The organism is Actinomadura sp. B10D3 (assembly GCF_039871695.1).
GTDB lineage: Bacteria > Actinomycetota > Actinomycetes > Streptosporangiales > Streptosporangiaceae > Spirillospora > Spirillospora madurae.
On sequence record NZ_JBDPLY010000013.1, the window covers coordinates 34591 to 54053 of the forward strand.

A 19463-nucleotide genomic window follows, 5' to 3' on the forward strand; every position below is an offset into this window, starting at 1 on the left:
GGCACGACGGTACTCGACATGCCACGAACCACCCTTGGTCTACTGTCGGGATGGATTCCAGCGGTGCGATCCCCGACACAGGCCCCGGCGGCACGGTCATCCTGCTCAACGGCCCGTCCAGTTCCGGCAAGAGCAGCATCGCCCTGGAACTGCTCGACCTCCTCGACGGCAGCTGGTTCCACGTGCCGATCGACGCCTTCCACGAGATGCGCAACGAGCGTCCCCTCGCCGGCGGCGCCCTCCAGGCCGAGATCGACCGCACGGCGAAGGGCTACCACCGCGCCATCGCCGGGATGGCCGCGGCCGGGAACAACCTGGTCGCCGACTACCTGCTGAGCCGGCGCTGGCGGCTGCTCGACCTCCTCGACCTGCTGGTCCCCGACGACACCCTCCTGGTCGGCGTCCGCTGCCCCCTGCCGGTGCTGGAACGCAGGGAAGCGGAACGCGGCGACCGCGAGCCCGGCCTGGCGGCCCGGCAGTTCCACGAGGTCCACTCCCACGAATTGCACGACCTGGACGTCGACACCAGCACGCTCAGCGCACGCCAGTGCGCCGTCCAGGTCCGTGAGGCACTGGAGGACCGCCCCCGCCCGACCGCCTTCGCCACCCTCCGCGAGACCCTCCCCCGACCCTGAACCCCGGGACAGATATCTCGTCCTGACCCGGGTATGCCTGACTCGTCCGCCCCGCCCCCAGGACCGCCGAACAGGAGATGCGTGCAGGTGCTTGACCGGGTGCGCCACGTCGTGAGCCTTGGTGTCAGAGCGACCCGTGCCGTGCGGGACGCCGGCGCGTTGCGGCCCGTCCGGCCCGACCGGGCCGTGCGGATGCTGTTCCCCTACGCGCGGTTCGGTCCGGTTCCGGCGACGATCGGGGCGTTGTCCGCGCTGCGCTTCCCCGATCGGACGGCCCTGATCGACGAGCGCGGCGCGCTGTCCTACGCGGAACTCGAAGGGCGGGCGTCGGCGCTGGCCACCGCCATGAAGAACCGCCTGGGCGACGGCAAGGTCGGGGTCCTGTGCCGGAACCATCGCGGGTTCGTCGAGACGGTGCTCGCCGCGTCCCGCCTGGGCAACGACGTGGTGCTGCTGAACACCGACTTCTCCGGCACCCAGCTCGGCCAGGTCGCCGAGCGGGAGGGCATCGAACTCCTCGTCCACGACGACGAGTTCGGCGCGGCCGTCGACGAATCGGGCTTCTCCGGAAAGAGGCTGCTCGCCTGGGCGGAGGGCGACGGAAGCGAGACGATCGACACGCTGGTCGCCGCCACCGGACCCGAGACCGTCCGGCCGGAGGGGACCAGCCGCATCGTCGTGATGACGTCGGGGACGACCGGCACGCCGAAGGGCGCCCGCCACGACCTGTCGCTCTCGTCGGTCCTGCCGGCGGCGCTCACCCATCTGATGCGGGTGCCCGTCCGGTCGGGGGCGCCGGTCGTCGTCGCGCCGCCGCTCTTCCACATCCTCGGCTTCGCCTACATGACGGTCGGGCTCGGGATGGGGATGCCGCTCGTCCTGTCCCGCCGTTTCGACGCGCGGGAAACGCTGGAGACCATCGCGGACTGCCGGGCGGAGGCGCTGGTCGCGGTCCCGGTCATGCTCCAGCGCGTCCTGGAGGTGGAGGGCGCGCCGCGGACGCCGTCCCTGCGCGCGGTCGTGTGCGGCGGCTCCGCGCTGCATCCGCACCTGTCGGAGGCCTTCATGGACGCGTTCGGCGACGTGCTCGTCAACGTGTACGGCGCCACGGAGACCGGCTGGGCGACGATCGCGACGCCGCGGGACCTCCGGGAGGCCCCGGGCACGGTCGGCAGGCCGTCGCTCGGGATCACGATCAAGATCCTCGGCGCGGACGGGCGGGAACCGCCCGCCGGCGAGACCGGCGAGATCCACACCGGCGGCGGCCTGCGGTTCGCCGGGTACACCGGGGGCGGCGGCAAGGCCGTGCGGGACGGCCTGACGGGCACCGGCGACCTCGGGCACGTCGACGAGGCGGGGCGGCTGTTCATCGACGGCCGCGCCGACGACATGATCGTCTCGGGCGGGGAGAACGTGTTCCCCGGCGAGGTGGAGAGCCTGCTCGGCGGGCACCCGGACATCGCGGAGGTGTCGGTGACCGGGGTGGACGACGAGCGGTTCGGCCGGCGGCTCGCCGCCTACGTCGTGCGCGCCGCGGACGCCGAGCTCACCGAGGACGACGTCAGGGCGTACGTGAAGAAGCACCTGGCCCGCTTCAAGGTGCCGCGGGACGTCCGGTTCGTCCGCGAACTCCCGCGCACCAGCACCGGCAAGGTGAAGGGCACGTCCCTGACGGCTCGCTGAGGGCAGCGCCCGGGTCCAGGGCCGCGGGGCCCCGGGCGTGCCCGGCCCATGGGTCAGGCGGCGCCGCGGTTCTTGGCGGCCATGCAGATGCGGGCGAGGTCGTTGAGGGCGTCCGCGCGGCGCTCGTCCAGGGTCCGGCGGTCGCCGGGGCCCGCCTCCGCGAGCGTGTCGATGACCAGCGAGAAGACCGGCCACTCGGCGGGCCCGATGGCGCCCTGGAAGTCGACGCCGTCCTCGAGGTCGTCCAGGTCGAGGTTGCGGGCGAAGGTGGCGAGGGCGGCCTCGGCCGCGACGACGCCGATGCGCATCGCCAGCGCGGCCGGCTCGCGATCGAGGGAGCGCACGTTGCTAGAACCCATGTTCGACAACATAGAACACACGAGCGACACGCGTCGAACATTTGCTCGAAACGTTACCCGGCTATCGCCTGCTGGAAGAGATACGAGTGGGTGAAGTGCAGGACGCCGTCGACGGAGCTCGGGCGCATGCCGGTGGGCGGCCCGCCCGCCAGCTCGTCCCGCAGCGCGTCCCTGATCTGCTCCGCGACGTCCGCCGGAGTGTGGGAGAACTCCAGCCACGGGTCGAGCGGGCGCGCGACGTCGAAGGATTCCGTGCGCTTCACCTCCGCCCCGGCCGCCGTGAGGAGTTCGGTGATCCGCGCCTCGGTGAGCGTCGTCCCGTGGGAGGGGTCGCGGAGCCGCTCGATGCGGTCGAGGTCGCCCTCCAGGTCCGCCGGCCGGACGAGGTCGGCGACGATCAGCGCGGCGCCGGGCCGGCTGACGCGGACCATCTCCTTCACGACCGCCTCCGGGTCGGCGACCTGGTGGAGCGAGAAGCGGGTGGCGACCAGTGTGAACGACCGGTCGAGGTAGGGCAGGGCGGTGGCGTCGCCGTGCGCGAACGTGACGTTCATGAGGCCGGCGTGGTCGGCGGCCCGCTTGCCCTCGGCGAGCATCGCGGGCGTGAGGTCGAGCGCGGTGACGTGCCGGACGCGGCGGGCGATCGCGCGGGACACCAGCCCGGTGCCGGCCGCGACCTCCAGCACGACGTCGTCCTGGTCGATCTCGGGGTCCATGAAGCGCACGAGCCGGTCCAGATGGCGGGTGAACGCGACGTTCAGCTCCGGGTCGGCGAACCCCGCCGCCTGCTTGGAGAACTCCCGTACGACCTTCTCTTCATGGGTCACCGTCACGTCGCCTCCTCGGGATGGTTGCACGGATCATCCCCGAAACCACCCATTGTGAACAGGGGGCGGTGAGACTCCTCACGCGGCGGGGACGTCCTCCAGGAGAGCGGCGAGGCCGCGGGCGTCCAGCAGGTCCGCAGGCCGGACGGTCACGTTGGCGGCGACGTAGTGGAACGCCGCGCTGACCCGCGCGACGTCCACCCCGGCCAGCTCCGCCCAGGCCAGCCGGTAGGCGGCGAGCTGGACCGCGGCGAACCGGGCCTCGTCCCCGGACGGCGGCGCGCCGGTCTTCCAGTCGACCACCTCGTAGCCGCCGTCCCGGGACCGGAACACCGCGTCCATCCGGCCCCGGACCAACCGGTCGCCGATGATCGTCTCGAACGGCACCTCGATGTCGAGCGGTTCCCGCGCCGCCCACTCCGACTCCTCGAACCGGTCGCGCAGCCGCGCGAGGTGCGCGTCGTCGGCGGCGCCCTCGTCGGCCGCGCCGGGCAGCTCGTCGGGGTCGAGGAGGCGCTGCTGCCCCCAGCGGCCCTCCAGCCAGGCGTGGAACGCGGTGCCGCGGCGCGCGTACGGGGCGGGCGGGCGCGGCATGGGGCGGCGGATCTGGCGGGCCAGCGCGGCCGGGTCGCGGGCCAGCGACACCAGCGACGACACCGACAGGTGGGCGGGCAGCTCGACCAGGAGCCCGTCGCCGCCGCGCCCCCGGTCGCGTTCGGCGAGGAGCAGCTCGACGTCGCGCGCCCAGGCGGTCATGCGCGCGCGGTCGGCGGCGGACAGCCCGGCGTCCCCCGCCCAGTGGCGCGTCCGCCCGGCGATCTCGTCCTCGACCATGCGGGCGGCCTCCACGACCGCCTCGTACCGGGCGCGGGCGGACAGGTCGGACCGGCCGCGGTCGCCGGGGGCGACGGGCCACTGCGCCTCGTCGGGGTCGGCGAGCAGCGGGTTCTCGGCGCCCTCCTCCGGCGGGGGCGCCCACATCGGCACCGACCCGGCCCCGGCGACGCACACCGACCGCACCTCCTCCAGGAACGGCGACGGGCCGAGCGGCCGCCCGGACGCGCCCCACCAGTAGCCGGTGGTGATGAGCAGGCTGGAGGCCCGCGTGACCGCGACGTAGGCGAGCCGCCGCTCCTCCCGCAGGTCGCGTTCGGAGCAGGCCTGGTCGAACGCGGCGAGGTCGTCCTTCTCCAGGCCGGTGAGCGCGGGCAGGTCGGCGCGGTCGCCGCGCAGCATGAACGGCAGGACGCGCGGGTTCGCCGTCCAGCGGCTCGCGTTCTGCGGCGGCGACGGGAAGATCGACCCCTTGGCCGGGCCGCCGTTCTTCTGCGGGACGAACGACAGGCCGGGCACGACGACCACCGGCCACTCCAGCCCCTTGGACGCGTGGACGGTGAGGAGCTTCACGCTGTTGGTCTCGCCGACCCGGCCGGCCTCCAGTCCGAACTCCTCGGTCTCGGCGGCCTTGAGGTAGGCGAGGAAGGCGCCGAGCGTCGGGTCCTCGGCGTCGCCGGCGAACGTGGCGGCGGCGTCGATGAAGGCGTCCAGGTCGGCGCGCGCGGTCACCGGATCGAGCCCCGACCGGGCGGCGACCTCGATGTCGAGGCCGAGGGCGCGCTCCACCTCGCTGACGAGGTCGGGCAGCGGCAGGCCGACCTGGGAGCGCAGCGACCGCAGCTCGTCGCGGAGCCGCCGGAGCCGCCGGTACCCCTCCGGCGAGTACGCCCCCGGGTCGCCGAGGTCGTCGAGCGCGTCGACGAGGCTGCCGGTCTCCTGGTTCAGCTCGCTGACGAGCTGCCGGAGCGGGTCGTCGGCCGCGGGCCCGTCCGCTGGCCCGTCCGCGGGGGGCTCGGCCGCGTCCCCTGCCCGGTCGGCGGTGCCGGCCTCTTCCGCGGGCGCGCCCTCCGGCGGGGTGACGTCCCGCGCGGCCTCCTGGGCCAGCGCGCGGGCCCGCCGCCCGAGCGCGACGAGGTCGCGGGGGCCGAGGCGCCAGCGCGGGCCGGTGAGGAGGCGGGCGAGGGACGCCCCGGCGGTGGGGTCGTGGACGGCGCGCAGCGTGGCGACGACGTCCTGCACCTCGGGGACGGTGAGGAGCCCGCCGAGGCCGACCACCTCGACCGGGATCCCGCGCGCCTCCAGCGCCCGCCGGATCAGCGGGAACTGCGACCGCTTCCGCGCGAGCACGGCGATGTCGGAGTACTGGAGGGGTTCGGGCTGGGGCCCGCCGTCTGGCGCGGTGCCGGGGTCGGCGGCCATGAGGCCGGCGATGCGCGCGGCGATGCGGTCGGCCTCGTCCTCGACGGTGGGGAGGAGCGCGCACTCGACGCGCCCGCGCCCCTCGCGCCCGGCGCCGGGGACGAGGCGCGGGACGGCCGTCGTCTCGGCCCGCAACTCCTCCTGGATCTTGGCCGCGGCCTCCAGGATCTGCTCCCCGTTCCGGAACGACCGGCTGAGCTGGACGACCGGCGCCGGCACCGGCCGCCCCCCGCCGGCCGCCGGCCGCAGGGGGAAGTCGTGGGCGAACCGCAGCAGGTTCCCGGCGCTCGCGCCGCGCCACCCGTAGATCGACTGGCACGGGTCGCCGACCGCGGTCACCGGATGCCCCCCGGCGAACAGCGACCGCAGCAGGACGAGCTGCGCCTGGCTGGTGTCCTGGTACTCGTCGAGCAGGACGACGGAGAACCGGGACCGCTCGATCATCCCGACCTCGGGGTGCTTGTAGGCGATGCGGGCGGCGAGGGCCATCTGGTCGCCGTGGTCGATGACCTCCCGGTCGGCCTTCGCGCGCGAGTACGCCTCGACCAGCGGCATGAGCTGCTCGCGGACGGCGTGCTTGGCGAGGATGTCGCGCTGCGCCTTGAGCGGCTTCTTCACGGCGGCGAGCCGCTCGTCCAGCCAGGCCCCCACCTTGCGGACGTCCTCGGCCGTCCGCAGGTGCTCCGACAGGTCGCCGGCCAGCTCCATGACGGCCTTCGTGACCGTGTCGGGCTGCCAGTCGATGTGGTCCATGGGGCCGTTGTAGGCGTCGACGACCCGCGAGCAGATCTGCCAGGCGACGGCCGGCGAGATCAGCCGCATCGTCGGTTCGAGCGCCTCGCGCAGGGCGTGGTCGCCGAAGAGCCGCGCCGCGTAGGAGTGGTACGTGGAGACCATCGGCTCGCCGTCGAACAGGGCCTCGCCGCCGAGGCGCTCCAGCTCGTCGCCCGGCAGGACCTCGCGCAGCGTGTCGAGGCGCTTGCGCACGCGGACGCCGAGCTCCGCCGCGGCCTTGCGGGTGAACGTGAGGCCGAGGACGCGTTCCGGGCGCACGAAGCCGTTCGCGACCAGCCACACGACGCGTGCGGCCATCGTCTCGCTCTTGCCCGACCCGGCACCGGCGATCACCGCCATGGGCGCCATGGGCGCCTCGATCACCCGGGCCTGCTCGTCCGTCGGCTCCGGGATCTCCAGCAGCCGGGCGAGCTCTCCCGGCGTGATCACCCCACTCCCCCCGAGCTAGTTCAGTCGCCGACCTGCCCGCCTTCGTCGTGCACGGGACAGCAGGAGCGTACGGGACAGGTGCGACACTTGTCGTTCGCCCGCGCCTGGAAGACGTCGCCGGCCATGCCGGTCGCGACGATCTCGACGAGCTTCTTCGGCCACTCGGGGTCGGCGTCCTCGGAGGGCGGCGGCTGCTCCTGCTCCCGCGCCTTCGCGGTGAACGCGGCCTTCCCGACCTGGACGAGCTTGGCACCGCCCGGCTCGATCAGCCCGTGCCGCTCGAACGCGCCCAGCATCACCGCGTACTGGTACACGCCGAGCTGCGGATGCCGGGCGAGGTCGTCCTTCGGGACGGCGGTGGAGGACGTCTTGATGTCGATGATGACCGCGCGGCCCTGCTCGTCGCGTTCGGCGCGGTCGATGCGGCCCTTGATGACGACGCGGCCGAGGTCGACCTTGAACGACTCCTCCAGCGCGACGACCTCGTTGGGGTTGTCGCGGTGCCAGGCGAGGAACCTGTCGACCATCCGCGCGGCCTGCTCGCGCTGCTTGTCGGAGTACCAGGAGCTGCGGAACTCCAGGTCGTTCCAGATCTCGTCGAGCCGCTCGGCGACGTGGACCTCGTCGATGCCGTCGTCGGCGCCGGCCATCTCGGCGACCGCGTGGACGACCTTGCCCATCGTGCTGTACTCGTTCGGCCCGCCCTCCTGGGCGCCGACCGCGGAGGCGAGCAGCCAGCGCAGCCCGCACGTGGTGAACGCCTCGACCTGCGACGGCGAGATCGTGATGGGCTCGTCCTCGGCGAACGCGGGCCCCTCGCCGGACAGCGCGGTGATGGCGTACCAGTTCTCCGGTTTCGCGCCGCGCACGCCCGCGCGCGCCAGGCGGGCGAGGTGGGCGGCGGCGGCGCGGCGCAGCGGCTCCGGGCGGGACGGGTCCGCGACCGCCGACCGCAGGTCGGCCACCAGCGCGGACAGGGAGAGCCACCGGGTCTTCTCGTCCAGTTGGGACTGCTCGATCGCGCCCGGGAGCAGCTCGTTCAGGAACCGGGACGGCCTCTCCTCCGTGTCGTCGCCGCCGACCGCGGTCACGACCAGGCGCTTGCGCGCACGCGTCACCGCCACGTAGAAGAGGCGCCGTTCCTCGTCCAGCATCTTGGCGGCCAGGGAGGCGCCGGCCGCGGCGTCCCCGTCCGGTTCGGCCCCGGCCGCGTGCTCCATCAGCTCCTCGACGCCGAGCAGGGAGCCGCGCAGGCGCACGTCCGGCCAGACGCCCTCCTGGACGCCCGCGACGACGACCACGTCCCACTCCAGGCCCTTGGAGCGGTGCGCGGTGAGGATCCGGACGGCCTCGCCCGCGGGCGCCTGCTCGGCCAGCGTGTCGCCCGCGATCTCCTGCGCGGCGATGTTGTCGACGAACAGCTCGGGGCCCGCCTGGGGAAGCCGGTCGACGAACCGCGCGGCATGGTCGAACAGCGCGACGACGGCGTCGAGGTCACGGTCGGCCGCCGCGCCGCGCGTCCCGCCCTTGACGCTCTGCTCCAGCAGCACGTCGGCCTGCCCGCTCTCCTGCCACACGGCCCAGAGGACGTCCTCGGCGGTGCCGCCCTCGTGGACGCTGCGCCGCGCCACCTCGATCAGGTGCGCGATCCGTTCGGCGGGTGCACGGACCCGCTCGTGGACGAGGATGAGCTCGCGCGGGTCGTTCACCGCCGCCACAAGGAGCTCCCCCAGGGGCCGCTGACCGCCCGACAGCTCCTCCAGGTCGCGCAGAGCGCGCTTGAGGCGGCGCATGGCCAGCGCGTCGGCGCCGCCCAGCGGCCCGGTGAGCAGGTCTTCCGCGACGACCTCGTCCAGGAAGCCCTTCTTCAGCGCCGCGCGCAGCAGGACGAGGAACGGGCGGACGGCGGGCTCGGCGATCAGCGGGACCTCGTCGCCCGCGACGACGACCGGCACGCCCGCCTGGGCGAGGGCCCGGCGCAGCACCGGAACCTGCCGGACGGCGCTGCGCACCAGGACCGCCATGCGCGACCACGGCACGCCGTCGAGCAGGTGCGCCCGCCGCAGCTCGTCGGCGACCAGGGCGGACTCCTGGCTCTCGGAGTCGGCGATCACCGCGCGCACCTCGCCCTCGTCCAGGTCCTCCACGGGGCGCAGCGCGCGATGCTCGGCGGCCCCGGCCGACCCGGCGGGCAGGCGGCGCGCGATCCGGCGCGACGCGGCGAGGATCTCCGGGCCCATCCGGCGGCACGTCCGCAGCGCGACCACGGGCGCGGGGTCCCCGTCGAGCGTCGGGAACCGGTTCGGGAACTCCTGGATGCCGCGCACGTCGGCGCCCCGGAACCCGTAGATGGACTGGTCGGGGTCGCCGACGACGACGAGGTCGCGGCCCTCCCCCGCCAGGTGGTGCAGCAGCGCCTCCTGCGCGGGGTCGGTGTCCTGGTACTCGTCCACGAACACGACGTCGTAGGCGTCGCGCTCGCGGATCCGCACCTCCTCCTCCGCCAGCATGCCGGCGGCCATGTGGATCAGCTCGCCGTAGTCGTAGGTGGGGACGGGGTCGAGCAGGAAGCGGTCCACGTACCGCTCCATGAACCCGCCGATGGCGGCCCAGTCGTCGCGTCCCCGCATCCGCCCGAGGGCCACGAGGTCTTCCGCGATGTACTGCCGCTCGATCGCGCGCAGGGTGAAGTCGCGCAGTTCCTCGGCGAACCCGCGCGTGGCCAGGGCCGCCCGGAGCCGCTCCGGCCAGTCGCGCGCGCCGTCCGCCAGCTCCCCCTCCAGCAGCCGCCGCACTTCGAGCAGCTGCTCCGGCCCGGACAGCAGGCGCGGCGCCGGCTCCTCGTGCAGCACCGCGTCCCGCCGGATCAGCGCGTAGGCGTAGCTGTGGAACGTCAGCGCGAGCGGTGTCCGCGTCGTCCGGTGGAGGCGGCCGGTGATGCGCTCCCGCAGCTCGCCCGCCGCCTTCCGGCTGAACGTCAGGACGAGGACGCGCTCAGGGTCGACGCCGCGGTTCTCGATGCGGTCGACGACCGCCTCCACGATCGTCGTCGTCTTGCCCGTGCCCGGCCCCGCCAGCACCAGCATCGGCCCGCCGGCATGCTCGACCACCCGCCGCTGCTGCTCGTCGAGCACGGGCGGGACGGTCCGCGCGGGACCCGCGCGGCGCACGAGACGGTAGGAGGCAGATGGCACAACAGTTCATTGGAACAGATCGCCGGGGCTGTTCTGACCACAACGCACGCATGTCGCGCAGGAGAAAACCAACGCCCCGGCGTCAGGTCGCGGGACCCGTCCACCGGGCGCGGCCCATGTCGACGCGGCGGCCGTCCGGGCGCAGGGGCGTCCCCTCGGCGCGGTAGTTCTCGTGCGCCTCGACCTCCAGGCCGCTCGGCGGGTTGCCGTCCGCGCGGATCACCCGCCACCACGGGACGGCGCCCCCGTACAGCGACATCACCCGCCCGACCTGCCGCGGCCCGCCCCGCCCCACCAGCTCGGCCACGTCGCCGTAGGACAGGACGCGGCCCGGCGGGATCCGCTCCACCGCGTCCAGCACGGCCTCGGCGTACTCGTCAGGTTCGGACCACATCCGATCATTCTCCCGAACCCGGCCCACCGCGCAGGTACACCGCGGCGCCCGCCAGGCCGGACACCGCGAGCGCGCAGATCGGCAGGTAGGCGAAGACCCGTCCGCCCGAACGGTGCACGACCTGCGAAATCGGGAGCGGGGATCCCGGCGCGCGACACGCTGCGGGACGCAGCCCACCCGGGGTCAGGTCGGGGAGCCCGGCGGCCCGACCGGCCGACCGCCGCCCGGCGGCGGTCCGCCCATCGGCGGCCTGCCCGCGGGAGGCCCGGCCGGGTGCCCGCCCATCGGCGGCCCGGCCGGGGCGGGGGCGCCCATCGGGGGCCCGCCGGGAGCGGGTCCCGCCGCGAGCTTCGGGTGGCGGCGGCGGAACGTGATCGCGATCCCGGCCGCGGCGACCGTCCCGCCGATGCCGAGCACCAGCAGCACCATGATCACCGGGCGGACCCACACGGGCCGCTCGATGACCTCCACCGGGCCGGGGTCCTCCGCGCCGAACCGCTTCTCGGCGGGCTTGGCCCGCGCGGGGCCGGGCTGCGCCGAGGCCAGCGAGTCCGCCGCCGACAGCGCGCGGGCGGCGTGCACCTCGCCGAACCCGATCTCCGGGTCGTAGCCGCCCGAGGAGCCGCCCTTGGCGCTCTGCAACAGCGCCTGGGACACCAGCGCGGGCGCCATCTTCGGGTGCTTCGAGCGGATCAGCGCGGCGATGCCGGACACGAGCGCGCTGGAGTCGCTGGTGCCGCTGCTGACGAAGTACTTCCCGCCCGGCCCCGCGACGGGCAGGCCCGCGCCGGGCGCGGACAGCAGCACCGAGTAGTTCCGGTTGGAGAACGGCGCGCGGCTGTGCCCCGGCGCCGTCGCCGCGACCGCGATGACGCCCGGGTAGGACGCCGGGTAGGAGTACGGCGCGAACCCGTCGCCGTCCAGGGAGCCCGGGTCCTCGCCGTCGTTGCCGACCGCGGAGACCACGACGACGCCCTTGCCGATCGCGTAGCCGATGGCCTCGCGCTCCGCCGGCACCTCCTCGTCCTTGCCCAGCGACAGGTTGATGACGTCGGCGCCGTGGTCGGCGGCGTAGCGGATGCCGCGGGCGACCGCCTCGTCGGCCTTCTCCGACGTCCGGTAGCGGATGTAGCTGGCGTCCTCCTTCTCGCCGATCGCGCGGATCGCGAGGATGCGGGCCTGCGGCGCCATCCCCATGACGCCGTCGCCGCCGCCGGGGCCGTGGCCCTGGCCGGCGATCAGCGAGGCCATCCCCGTGCCGTGCAGCCGCTTGGGCTGCGTCCCGGCGTCGACCTCGGCGAGCATGTTGGGTCCCGTGGTGACCTTGCCGCGCAGGTCCGCCTGCTCCGGGTCGACGCCGGAGTCGACGACCGCGACGGTCACGCCGGCGCCCCTGGTGACCTTCCAGGCGGCGTCCATGCCGAGGAGGCCGAAGATCGGCTGCTGGCGGTCCCGGACCTCGTCCGCGTGCGCCTGGACGGGCATCAGCCAGCTCCCGGCCAGCATCGCCGCGCCCACGCCGGCCGCCGCGCCGCGCCGCCGCGCCCGCGTCAGCATCGCCACTCCGGCCGGTCGCAGTCGGGCAGCGCCTTGGCCGCCATCGTCCGCGCGATCGCGTTGCCGATCTGCGGGGCCGGCGCGAACGGCTCGCCCGGCCGGCGCTTGGTGACGGCGGACGCGGGACGCCCGTCGGCCTGGCCGGACGTCGTCAGGACCACGTACGGGCCGCCGCGGTCGATCGTGCGGTCCTGCCTGGCCTTGTCGGTGAACCGGGCGGACGCCGTGCCCGGGAAGGCGGCGGCGTGCAGCGCGGGCCGCACCGAGCCGGACCCGTCGGGGCCCTGCGAGCCGGGCAGCTCCTTGTAGGCCCGGTCGGCCTTCCACGGGTCGGGGAACGCCACCACGCCCACGGTGACCACGATCCCCTGGAGCTGGTCGACGTAGGTGGCGCGCAGGATGGCCCGGCAGCCGTGCTTCGCGACCGTCCTCGCGATCTCCTCGTCGACCGCCTGGGCGCAGCCGGTGTCGGGGACGATTCCGGTCCTGGAGGCGTACTCGACGCGGTTGCCCGGCGGGCGGTAGCTGATCTTCTGCGGGAAGACGCGCCGCGCGGGCCAGGCCCGCCAGCGGCGCGCGACCTCCTTGTCGGCCGCGATCCGCAGCTCGGCGGCCGTGGGGTCGCGGTTGAGGGTCGTCCACGCCCCGGTGAGGGACACCCCGGTGGTGACCAGGTAGCAGCAGCCGACGACCAGCGCCACGATCATCCACTGGCGCCCGTTCAGGCCCAGCACCGTCGGCCGGCCGGCCGTGCCCGCCGGGCGCGGCGGCGGGCCCGTCGGCCGTGGCGGGCCGCCTTGGGGGCCGCCCTGCGGGCCGGCGGGAGGGCCGTGGGGACCGCCGTAGGCGCCGCCCGGCGGAGGGCCGGCGCCGGGCGCGCCGGGGTACGCGGGCATGCCGGGCCGCTGCGGGGGCCGCGGCGGAGGCGGCTGCTGAGAAGGGGGCAGGAATGCCACAACAGTCAAGATTAACGGCGCATCGCGATATTCCGCCTGTCATCCAGGTAACGGCCCCCTCCGCCACGCCCTTGCGGCCCCGTGGGCCACGCCTTTGCGGCCCCGTCAGCCACGCCTTTGCGGCGGCGGTTTCGCGCGTCAGGCGGACGTTCGGGGGGAGCGGCGGATCCGGTCCGCCTCCTGGTGGATCAGGGCCTCGGTCTCCAGCAGCTTGGCCTCCGCCCGCTCCGTCCGCAGCCGCGCCCGCCGCTCCCGCAGGCTCGGCGCGCGCCGCCTCCCCGCCGCGCGGCGGCCCGTCCGGCCCCGCGTGAGACGCTCGAAAAGCCCCATGGCCCGTCACTCCTCATCACGAGCGGGCCGGCTCCCACCGCCGGCCCTGCGCTCCCGGACGGTGCCCTTTCAGGGGCGATCCATTCCGGTGTGCGCTGTGACATGGGCGAACCCGGCGGGGCGGGCCACCGGGAATGCGGGGGCACATGGCAAGGTTGTGCGGGTGAGGACGACGTCGTCCCGCCCTCAGTAACGCCAGCGTCAGCACAGGAGCATCCACCGTGTCGTTGCCACCTCTGGTCGAGCCCGCCCCCGAGCTCACCCGCGACGAGGTCAACCGCTACTCGCGGCACCTGATCATCCCCGACGTGGGCATGGCCGGGCAGAAGCGCCTCAAGAACGCCAAGGTCCTGGTCGTCGGCGCGGGCGGCCTCGGCTCCCCCGCCCTGCTCTACCTGGCCGCGGCCGGCGTGGGCACGCTCGGCGTCATCGACTTCGACGTCGTGGACGAGTCCAACCTGCAGCGCCAGATCATCCACCGGCAGTCCTCCCTCGGGAAGCCGAAGGTGGAGTCGGCCGCCGAGACCGTCCGCGAGATCAACCCGCTGATCGACGTGGTCGTGCACGACACCGCGCTCGACCGCGACAACATCATGGACATCTTCGCCGGGTACGACCTCATCGTCGACGGCACCGACAACTTCGCGACGCGCTACATGGTGAACGACGCGGCGGTGCTGCTCGGCAAGCCGTACGTGTGGGGGTCGATCTACCGGTTCGACGGGCAGGCGTCCGTCTTCTGGGCCGAGCACGGCCCCTGCTACCGCTGCCTCTACCCCGAGCCGCCGCCGCCCGGCATGGTGCCGTCCTGCGCGGAGGGCGGGGTGCTCGGCGTCCTGTGCGCGTCCATCGGCTCCATCCAGGTGAACGAGGCCATCAAGCTGCTGACCGGCATCGGCGAGCCGCTCGTCGGCCGCCTGATGATCTACGACGCGCTGGAGATGGCGTACCGGTCGGTCAAGGTCCGCAAGGACCCCGAGTGCCCGCTGTGCGGCAAGAACCCGACGCAGACCGAACTGCTGGAGGACTACGAGGCCTTCTGCGGCGCGGTCTCCGAGGAGGCCAGCGAGGCGGCGAAGGACTCCACGATCTCCGTGCAGGACCTCAAGAGCATGCAGGACCGTGACGAGGACATCTTCCTCGTCGACGTCCGCGAGCCCAACGAGTACGAGATCGTCTCGATCCCGGGCGCGACGCTGATCCCGAAGGGCGAGTTCCTGAACGGCTCCGCGCTGGAGCGCCTCCCGCAGGACAAGAAGATCGTCCTGCACTGCAAGTCGGGCGTCCGGTCCGCCGAGGCGCTCGCCGTGGTGAAGAGCGCCGGCTTCGGCGACGCCGTCCACGTCGGCGGCGGCATCCTGGCATGGGTCAACCAGATCGACCCGAGCCAGCCCACCTACTGATCCCGCTCCACCCCCGAAGGGCCCCGGATTCCGGGGCCCTTCGTCGTCGCGGCCGCCTTCACTTCGGGGGCGGGGTGTAGGTCACGCCGATCTCGGGGCCCATCTCGGTGAGCATGAGCTCGAACATGGGCTCGGCGTCTTCCAGGGCGAACTCCAGATGCCCGAAGACCTCCAGGCTGACGCTGCCCTGGAGCCTGACCCAGCACTTGAGGAACTGCTGGATCACGCCGAGCGGCAGGTCCACGCCGAGGACGTCGTCGCGGTAGCGACGGAGCTGGTCGCGCAGCGCGGGGTCGATCTCGTCGTCGTCCGGGACCGGGAACGGGCACTTGTTCCACAGCTCCAGGAACAGGGCCATGAACGTCCAGCCGAAGCGGCGGGCGCACTCCTCGGCGAAGTCGGTCTCCTCCTGGTGGCCGGCACCGCGCACGGGCGCCCCGAAGAGCAGCGCGTACTCGCGGGGATGGGCCAGGGACCAGGCGCGGAACTGGCGGGAGACCGTCAGGACCTTGAGGCTCATGTCGTCGTGCGGCACGTCCTTCATCACCGCGTGCAGCTCGCCGGTCAGCTCGCTGAACAGATCGCCGACCAGATGCCGGAGCAGCTCGCTGTGGCTGCCGAAGTACCGGTAGAGGGCCGGCGCGGTCATGCCCATCTCGCGGGCGATGGCCCGCAGCGTCACCGCCTCGGCGCCCTCCTCGACGAGGATCCGCCGGGCGGTCTCGGAGATCTCCCTGACCGTCGCCGCGCGCATCCGGTCACGTCGCGATTCCACTGAGCCGCCTCTTTCCCTGCTCTGCGGCCGTGCCCGGCCACCTTCGCATGATTCCTCAGAAACACCCTTGACGGAAGCTAACACTGTATGCGAAGTTAACATCGTTCGCAGTTTACAGCGTTCACGAAGATTAGTCGATGTAACAGGATGTAACAGGGCAGGGGAACGGGTCATGTTCGAACGTTGGGGAAGGTGGGTCCACCGGCGCCGCCGCTGGGTCCTCGCGGTCGCGGCGGCGGCCCTGGTCTTCGCGGGAGTGTGGGGGACGGGCGTCTTCGGCGCGCTGTCCTCGTCCGGCGGCTTCGACACGCCCGGCAGCGAGAGCGCGAAGGCGGCGCAGATCGCCGAACGCGACCTCGGCCGGGACGCGGCGGACGTCGTGATCCTCTACGAGGGGAAGACGACGGTGGACGACCCGGCGTACCGGGCCGCGGTCGAGAAGGCGCTCGGCGCCCTGCCCTCGGACAAGGTCGCCCGCGCCAGCACCTACTGGACGACCGGGGCGCCGCAGTTCGTCAGCGGCGACCGCACCGCCACCTACGCCGTCCTGCAGCTCGCCGGCTCCGACCCGGCCGCCCGGCAGGACTCCTACGACGCGATCGCCGACGACCTGGACCGGGCCGGCGGCGGCCTGACCGCCAAGGTCGGCGGCGCGATCGGCACCGAGGTCGCGATCAACGAGCGCGTCTCGGCCGACATCGGCCGGGCCGAGGGCATGGCCATGCCGATCCTGCTGGTGCTGCTGGTGCTGATCTTCGGCGGGCTGGTGTCGGCGAGCCTGCCGCTGCTGGTCGGCGGGCTGGCCATCCTCGGCTCGTTCACCGCCCTGCACGCGCTCACCTACGTGACGGACGTGTCGATCTTCGCGGTGAACATCACCACGTTCCTCGGCCTCGGCCTCGCGATCGACTACGGGCTGTTCATGGTGAGCCGGTTCCGCGAGGAGATCGGCCGGGACGGCGCCACCGGCCCGGACGCGCTGGCCGCCACCATGGCCACCGCCGGGCGCACCGTCGCCGTCTCCGGCGTCACCGTCGCGGTGTCGCTGTCCGGGCTGCTGCTGTTCGACCAGAACTTCCTGGTCTCGATGGGCTACGGCGGCATCGCCACCGTGTTCGTCTGCATGGTCGGCGCGCTGACCGTGCTGCCCGCCCTGCTGGCCGTCCTCGGCCCGAAGGTGAACGCGCTGCCCGTGCGGCGCCGCCGGCGGGCCGCCGAGAGCCGGTTCGACGGCTGGTGGGGACGCGTCGCCCGCAGCGTGATGCGCCGTCCGGTGATCTACGTGGTCGCGACCGTGGCGCTGCTGCTCGCGCTCGGCGCCCCGTTCCTGCGCATCAACTGGGGCGGCGTGGACGCCAAGGTGCTGCCGGACGGCACCGAGGCGCGGGTCGTGTCCGAGACGCTGGAGACCGGCTTCGCCCGCAACTCCACCAGCCCGATCGAGGCCGTGGTGACCGGGACGTCCGACCAGGCGGCGATCCAGGCCTACGGCGCCCGCCTGGACGCGGTGCCCGGCGTCACCGGCGCGACGGTGACCGGCTCGGATGGGACGACGACGCGGATCGCGCTGCGCTACGAGGCCGACCCCAACTCCGGCGCCGCGCGCGACCTCGTCCAGCAGGTGCGGGACGTGCCCCCGCCGGACGGCGCGCAGGCCTACGTCGGCGGCGTCACCGCGGACGTGGTCGACCAGCTCGACAGCCTCGGCTCGACGCTGCCGTGGCTCGCGGTGGTCGTCGGCGGCGCCACGTTCATCCTGCTCTTCCTGGCGTTCGGGTCGGTGCTGCTGCCGCTGAAGGCCATCCTGATGAACATGCTGTCGCTGTCGGCGACGTTCGGCGCGGTCGTCCTGATCTTCCAGGACGGCCACCTGTCCGACGCCCTCGGCTTCACCGCCACCGGCTCGATCGCGCCCGCGATGCCGATCCTGATGCTGGCCATGCTGTTCGGGATCTCGATGGACTACGAGGTGTTCCTGCTGTCGCGGGTCCGCGAGCAGTACGACCTGACCGGGTCCAACACCGCGGCCGTCGCGTCCGGCGTGCAGCGCACCGGCGCCATCATCACCAGCGCGGCGCTGCTGTTCATCGTCGTGATCGGCGCGTTCGCGACGTCCGGCATCACGTTCATCAAGATGACCGGCGTCGGGATGGCCATCGCGATCCTGATGGACGCGACGATCGTCCGGGCGCTGCTCGTCCCGGCGACCATGCGGCTGCTCGGCCGCGCGAACTGGTGGGCGCCCGGCCCGCTCGCCCGCCTCTACGGCCGGTACGGGATCAAGGAGGGCGACTCCCCCGCCCCGGCCCGGCCGGAACTGGAGCCCGTGGGCTGACCTCCCGGGATCGCCAAGTGTTGGTGGCCGGCACGGAAAGTGCCGGCCACCAATGCGTCGAAACCGCTTGTGGTCCCCGTCACCCGGCGGAAGACTGAATCCCGTTCCACCGGCCGCGCCCTCGCGTGACGACTACCGCGACGGCCCCCGCCCGGCGGACCCCACACACCACCCGCCATGGGGATGTTCCTTGGAGGCACCATGTCCGCACAGGTGATCACCGATGCCGAGACGGCGCTCGGGCACCTGGAACGCCTGACCGACGTCCTGCGCGCCGACGGCTGGACCGTCGAGGTCGCCGCGCCCGAGGACCGCCGGCCCACGGCCATCGTCGTCAACCCGCGGATGCGGGCCCTGCACGAGCACGTCATCGCCGTCCGGGAGGAGTCCGGGGACGGCTGGGCCTACTTCTACGGCTGGGGCGAGAAGATCGCGCCGTGCACCGACCCGTTCGGGGCCGCCGCCGCGCTCGGACGCGTCCTCGCGTCCCGCGACAACTGACAGGGCATCCCGCGACAACCGACAGGCGTCCCGCTCCGGGTCACGCCGACTTGCGGCCGCGGGTCTTCGCCGGCTCCTTCTTCGTGCCGGACTTCGACGGCGACTTGCGCGCCGCGGGCTTCTTCGCGGACGTCCCCTTGCCGGACGACGCCTTGCCGTCCTTCTCGCCGCGGCTCTTCTTGGCCGCCTCGACGCTGGCGCGCAGCGCGCTGAGCAGGTCGGCGGCGGGCTCCTCCTCGCCCTCCTCGGCCGGCCGGGCGACCTCCTTGCCCTCGATCTTCGCGTCGATCACGGCCTGGAGGGCCTCCCGGTAGGCGTCCTTGTACTCCGACGGGTCGAACTCCCCCTCCATCGACTCGATCAGCGACGTCGCCATCGACAGTTCCTGCTTGCGGATCTCGATGTCCTCGTCCAGGAAGGGGAAGTCGGGCGTGCGGACCTCGTCCGGCCACAGCATGGTCTCCAGCACGAAGATGCCCTCGCGGACCCGCAGCGTCGCGAGGGATTCGCGCTGCCGCAGCGCGACCTTGACGATCGCGACCTGGCCGGAGCTCTCCAGCGCGTCCCGCAGCAGCACGTACGGCTTGGCGCCCTGCTGGTCGGGCTCCAGGTAGTACGACTTCGCGAAGTAGATCGGGTCGACCTCGTCGTTCTCCACGAACTGCAGGACGTCGATCCGGCGGCTGGACGACAGCGGCAGGTCGGCGAAGTCCTCGTCGGTGAGGATGACCATCTCGCCGCTCGGCAGCTCGTAGCCCTTGGCGATGTCGGAGTACGGGACCTCCTCGCCGTCGACCGTGCACACCCGCTTGTACTTGATGCGCCCCCCGTCCTCCCGGTGCACCTGGTGGAAGGCGACGTCCCGCTGCTCGGTCGCCGAGTAGAGCTTCACCGGAATGGTCACCAGACCGAAGGAGATCGCGCCCTTCCAGATACTGCGCATGATCCGTCCTTACCCAGCACGTTCCCGCCCCTAGCGTCGCAACCCCGTTCGATTTGCGCCAGAACGAGCTCTTGATCCTTTTCTGCGGTGC

The 19463-nt window shown here is 73.4% G+C and carries 15 protein-coding genes; 5 read left to right on the top strand and 10 right to left on the bottom strand.

Annotated elements, in window-relative coordinates; genetic code table 11:
* Positions 1-50: 50 nt before the first annotated feature.
* Together ABGB11_RS20330 and ABGB11_RS20335 are read left to right on the top strand one after the other, a co-directional pair.
* Complete coding sequence (locus ABGB11_RS20330) at positions 51-635, top strand: AAA family ATPase (RefSeq protein ID WP_347635043.1); 585 nt, start codon at positions 51-53, stop codon at positions 633-635.
* A gap of 81 nt (positions 636-716) precedes the next feature.
* Positions 717-2318, top strand: coding sequence for an AMP-binding protein (locus ABGB11_RS20335; RefSeq protein ID WP_347635045.1), 1602 nt, complete (start codon positions 717-719; stop codon positions 2316-2318).
* A 53-nt stretch (positions 2319-2371) separates the two neighbouring features.
* On the opposite strand, the gene ABGB11_RS20340 is transcribed toward ABGB11_RS20335, so the two are convergent.
* The 8 genes from ABGB11_RS20340 to ABGB11_RS20375 form a co-directional block, all read right to left on the bottom strand.
* On the bottom strand, positions 2372-2677 hold the full coding sequence (locus ABGB11_RS20340; protein WP_347635047.1) for a hypothetical protein: 306 nt from the start codon (positions 2675-2677) through the stop codon (positions 2372-2374).
* A 53-nt stretch (positions 2678-2730) separates the two neighbouring features.
* Positions 2731-3510: a methyltransferase domain-containing protein gene (locus ABGB11_RS20345; protein WP_347635049.1), complete on the bottom strand. Its 780-nt coding sequence runs from the start codon at positions 3508-3510 to the stop codon at positions 2731-2733.
* A 72-nt stretch (positions 3511-3582) separates the two neighbouring features.
* Positions 3583-6984 (bottom strand): ATP-dependent DNA helicase, encoded by a 3402-nt coding sequence (locus tag ABGB11_RS20350; RefSeq protein WP_347635052.1) that lies wholly within the window; start codon positions 6982-6984, stop codon positions 3583-3585.
* A gap of 20 nt (positions 6985-7004) precedes the next feature.
* Complete coding sequence (locus tag ABGB11_RS20355; protein ID WP_347635054.1) at positions 7005-10118, bottom strand: ATP-dependent DNA helicase; 3114 nt, start codon at positions 10116-10118, stop codon at positions 7005-7007.
* Between the two features lie 142 nt (positions 10119-10260).
* Positions 10261-10572 carry an MGMT family protein gene (locus ABGB11_RS20360; RefSeq protein ID WP_347635056.1) on the bottom strand — a complete coding sequence of 104 codons (312 nt, stop codon included), beginning with the start codon at positions 10570-10572 and terminating at the stop codon, positions 10261-10263.
* Between the two features lie 183 nt (positions 10573-10755).
* On the bottom strand, positions 10756-12129 hold the full coding sequence (locus tag ABGB11_RS20365; protein WP_347635058.1) for a S8 family serine peptidase: 1374 nt from the start codon (positions 12127-12129) through the stop codon (positions 10756-10758).
* Complete coding sequence (locus tag ABGB11_RS20370) at positions 12123-13025, bottom strand: hypothetical protein (protein WP_347635060.1); 903 nt, start codon at positions 13023-13025, stop codon at positions 12123-12125. The genes ABGB11_RS20365 and ABGB11_RS20370 overlap by 7 nt, the downstream gene beginning before the upstream one ends.
* Positions 13026-13223: 198 nt before the next feature.
* Entirely contained in the window at positions 13224-13415 is a 192-nt protein-coding gene (locus ABGB11_RS20375) for a hypothetical protein (RefSeq protein WP_347635063.1), read from the bottom strand.
* 221 nt (positions 13416-13636) lie between these two features.
* Here ABGB11_RS20375 and moeZ point away from each other — a divergent pair, with 221 nt between their 5' ends.
* Positions 13637-14818, top strand: a complete 1182-nt coding sequence (moeZ, locus tag ABGB11_RS20380) for an adenylyltransferase/sulfurtransferase MoeZ (protein WP_347635065.1) — start codon at positions 13637-13639, stop codon at positions 14816-14818.
* 58 nt (positions 14819-14876) lie between these two features.
* On the opposite strand, the gene ABGB11_RS20385 is transcribed toward moeZ, so the two are convergent.
* The gene (locus ABGB11_RS20385) at positions 14877-15593 is read right to left on the bottom strand and encodes a TetR/AcrR family transcriptional regulator (protein ID WP_347635067.1); all 717 of its coding nucleotides are present in this window, start codon (positions 15591-15593) and stop codon (positions 14877-14879) included.
* Positions 15594-15765: 172 nt separating this feature from the next.
* Here ABGB11_RS20385 and ABGB11_RS20390 point away from each other — a divergent pair, with 172 nt between their 5' ends.
* A complete protein-coding gene (locus ABGB11_RS20390) occupies positions 15766-17928 on the top strand; it encodes an MMPL family transporter (protein ID WP_347635069.1) in 2163 nt (720 codons plus the stop codon).
* 201 nt (positions 17929-18129) lie between these two features.
* Positions 18130-18429 carry a hypothetical protein gene (locus ABGB11_RS20395; protein WP_347635072.1) on the top strand — a complete coding sequence of 100 codons (300 nt, stop codon included), beginning with the start codon at positions 18130-18132 and terminating at the stop codon, positions 18427-18429.
* Positions 18430-18469: 40 nt separating this feature from the next.
* On the opposite strand, the gene ABGB11_RS20400 is transcribed toward ABGB11_RS20395, so the two are convergent.
* On the bottom strand, positions 18470-19372 hold the full coding sequence (locus ABGB11_RS20400) for a Ku protein (protein WP_347635074.1): 903 nt from the start codon (positions 19370-19372) through the stop codon (positions 18470-18472).
* Positions 19373-19463: the final 91 nt, after the last annotated feature.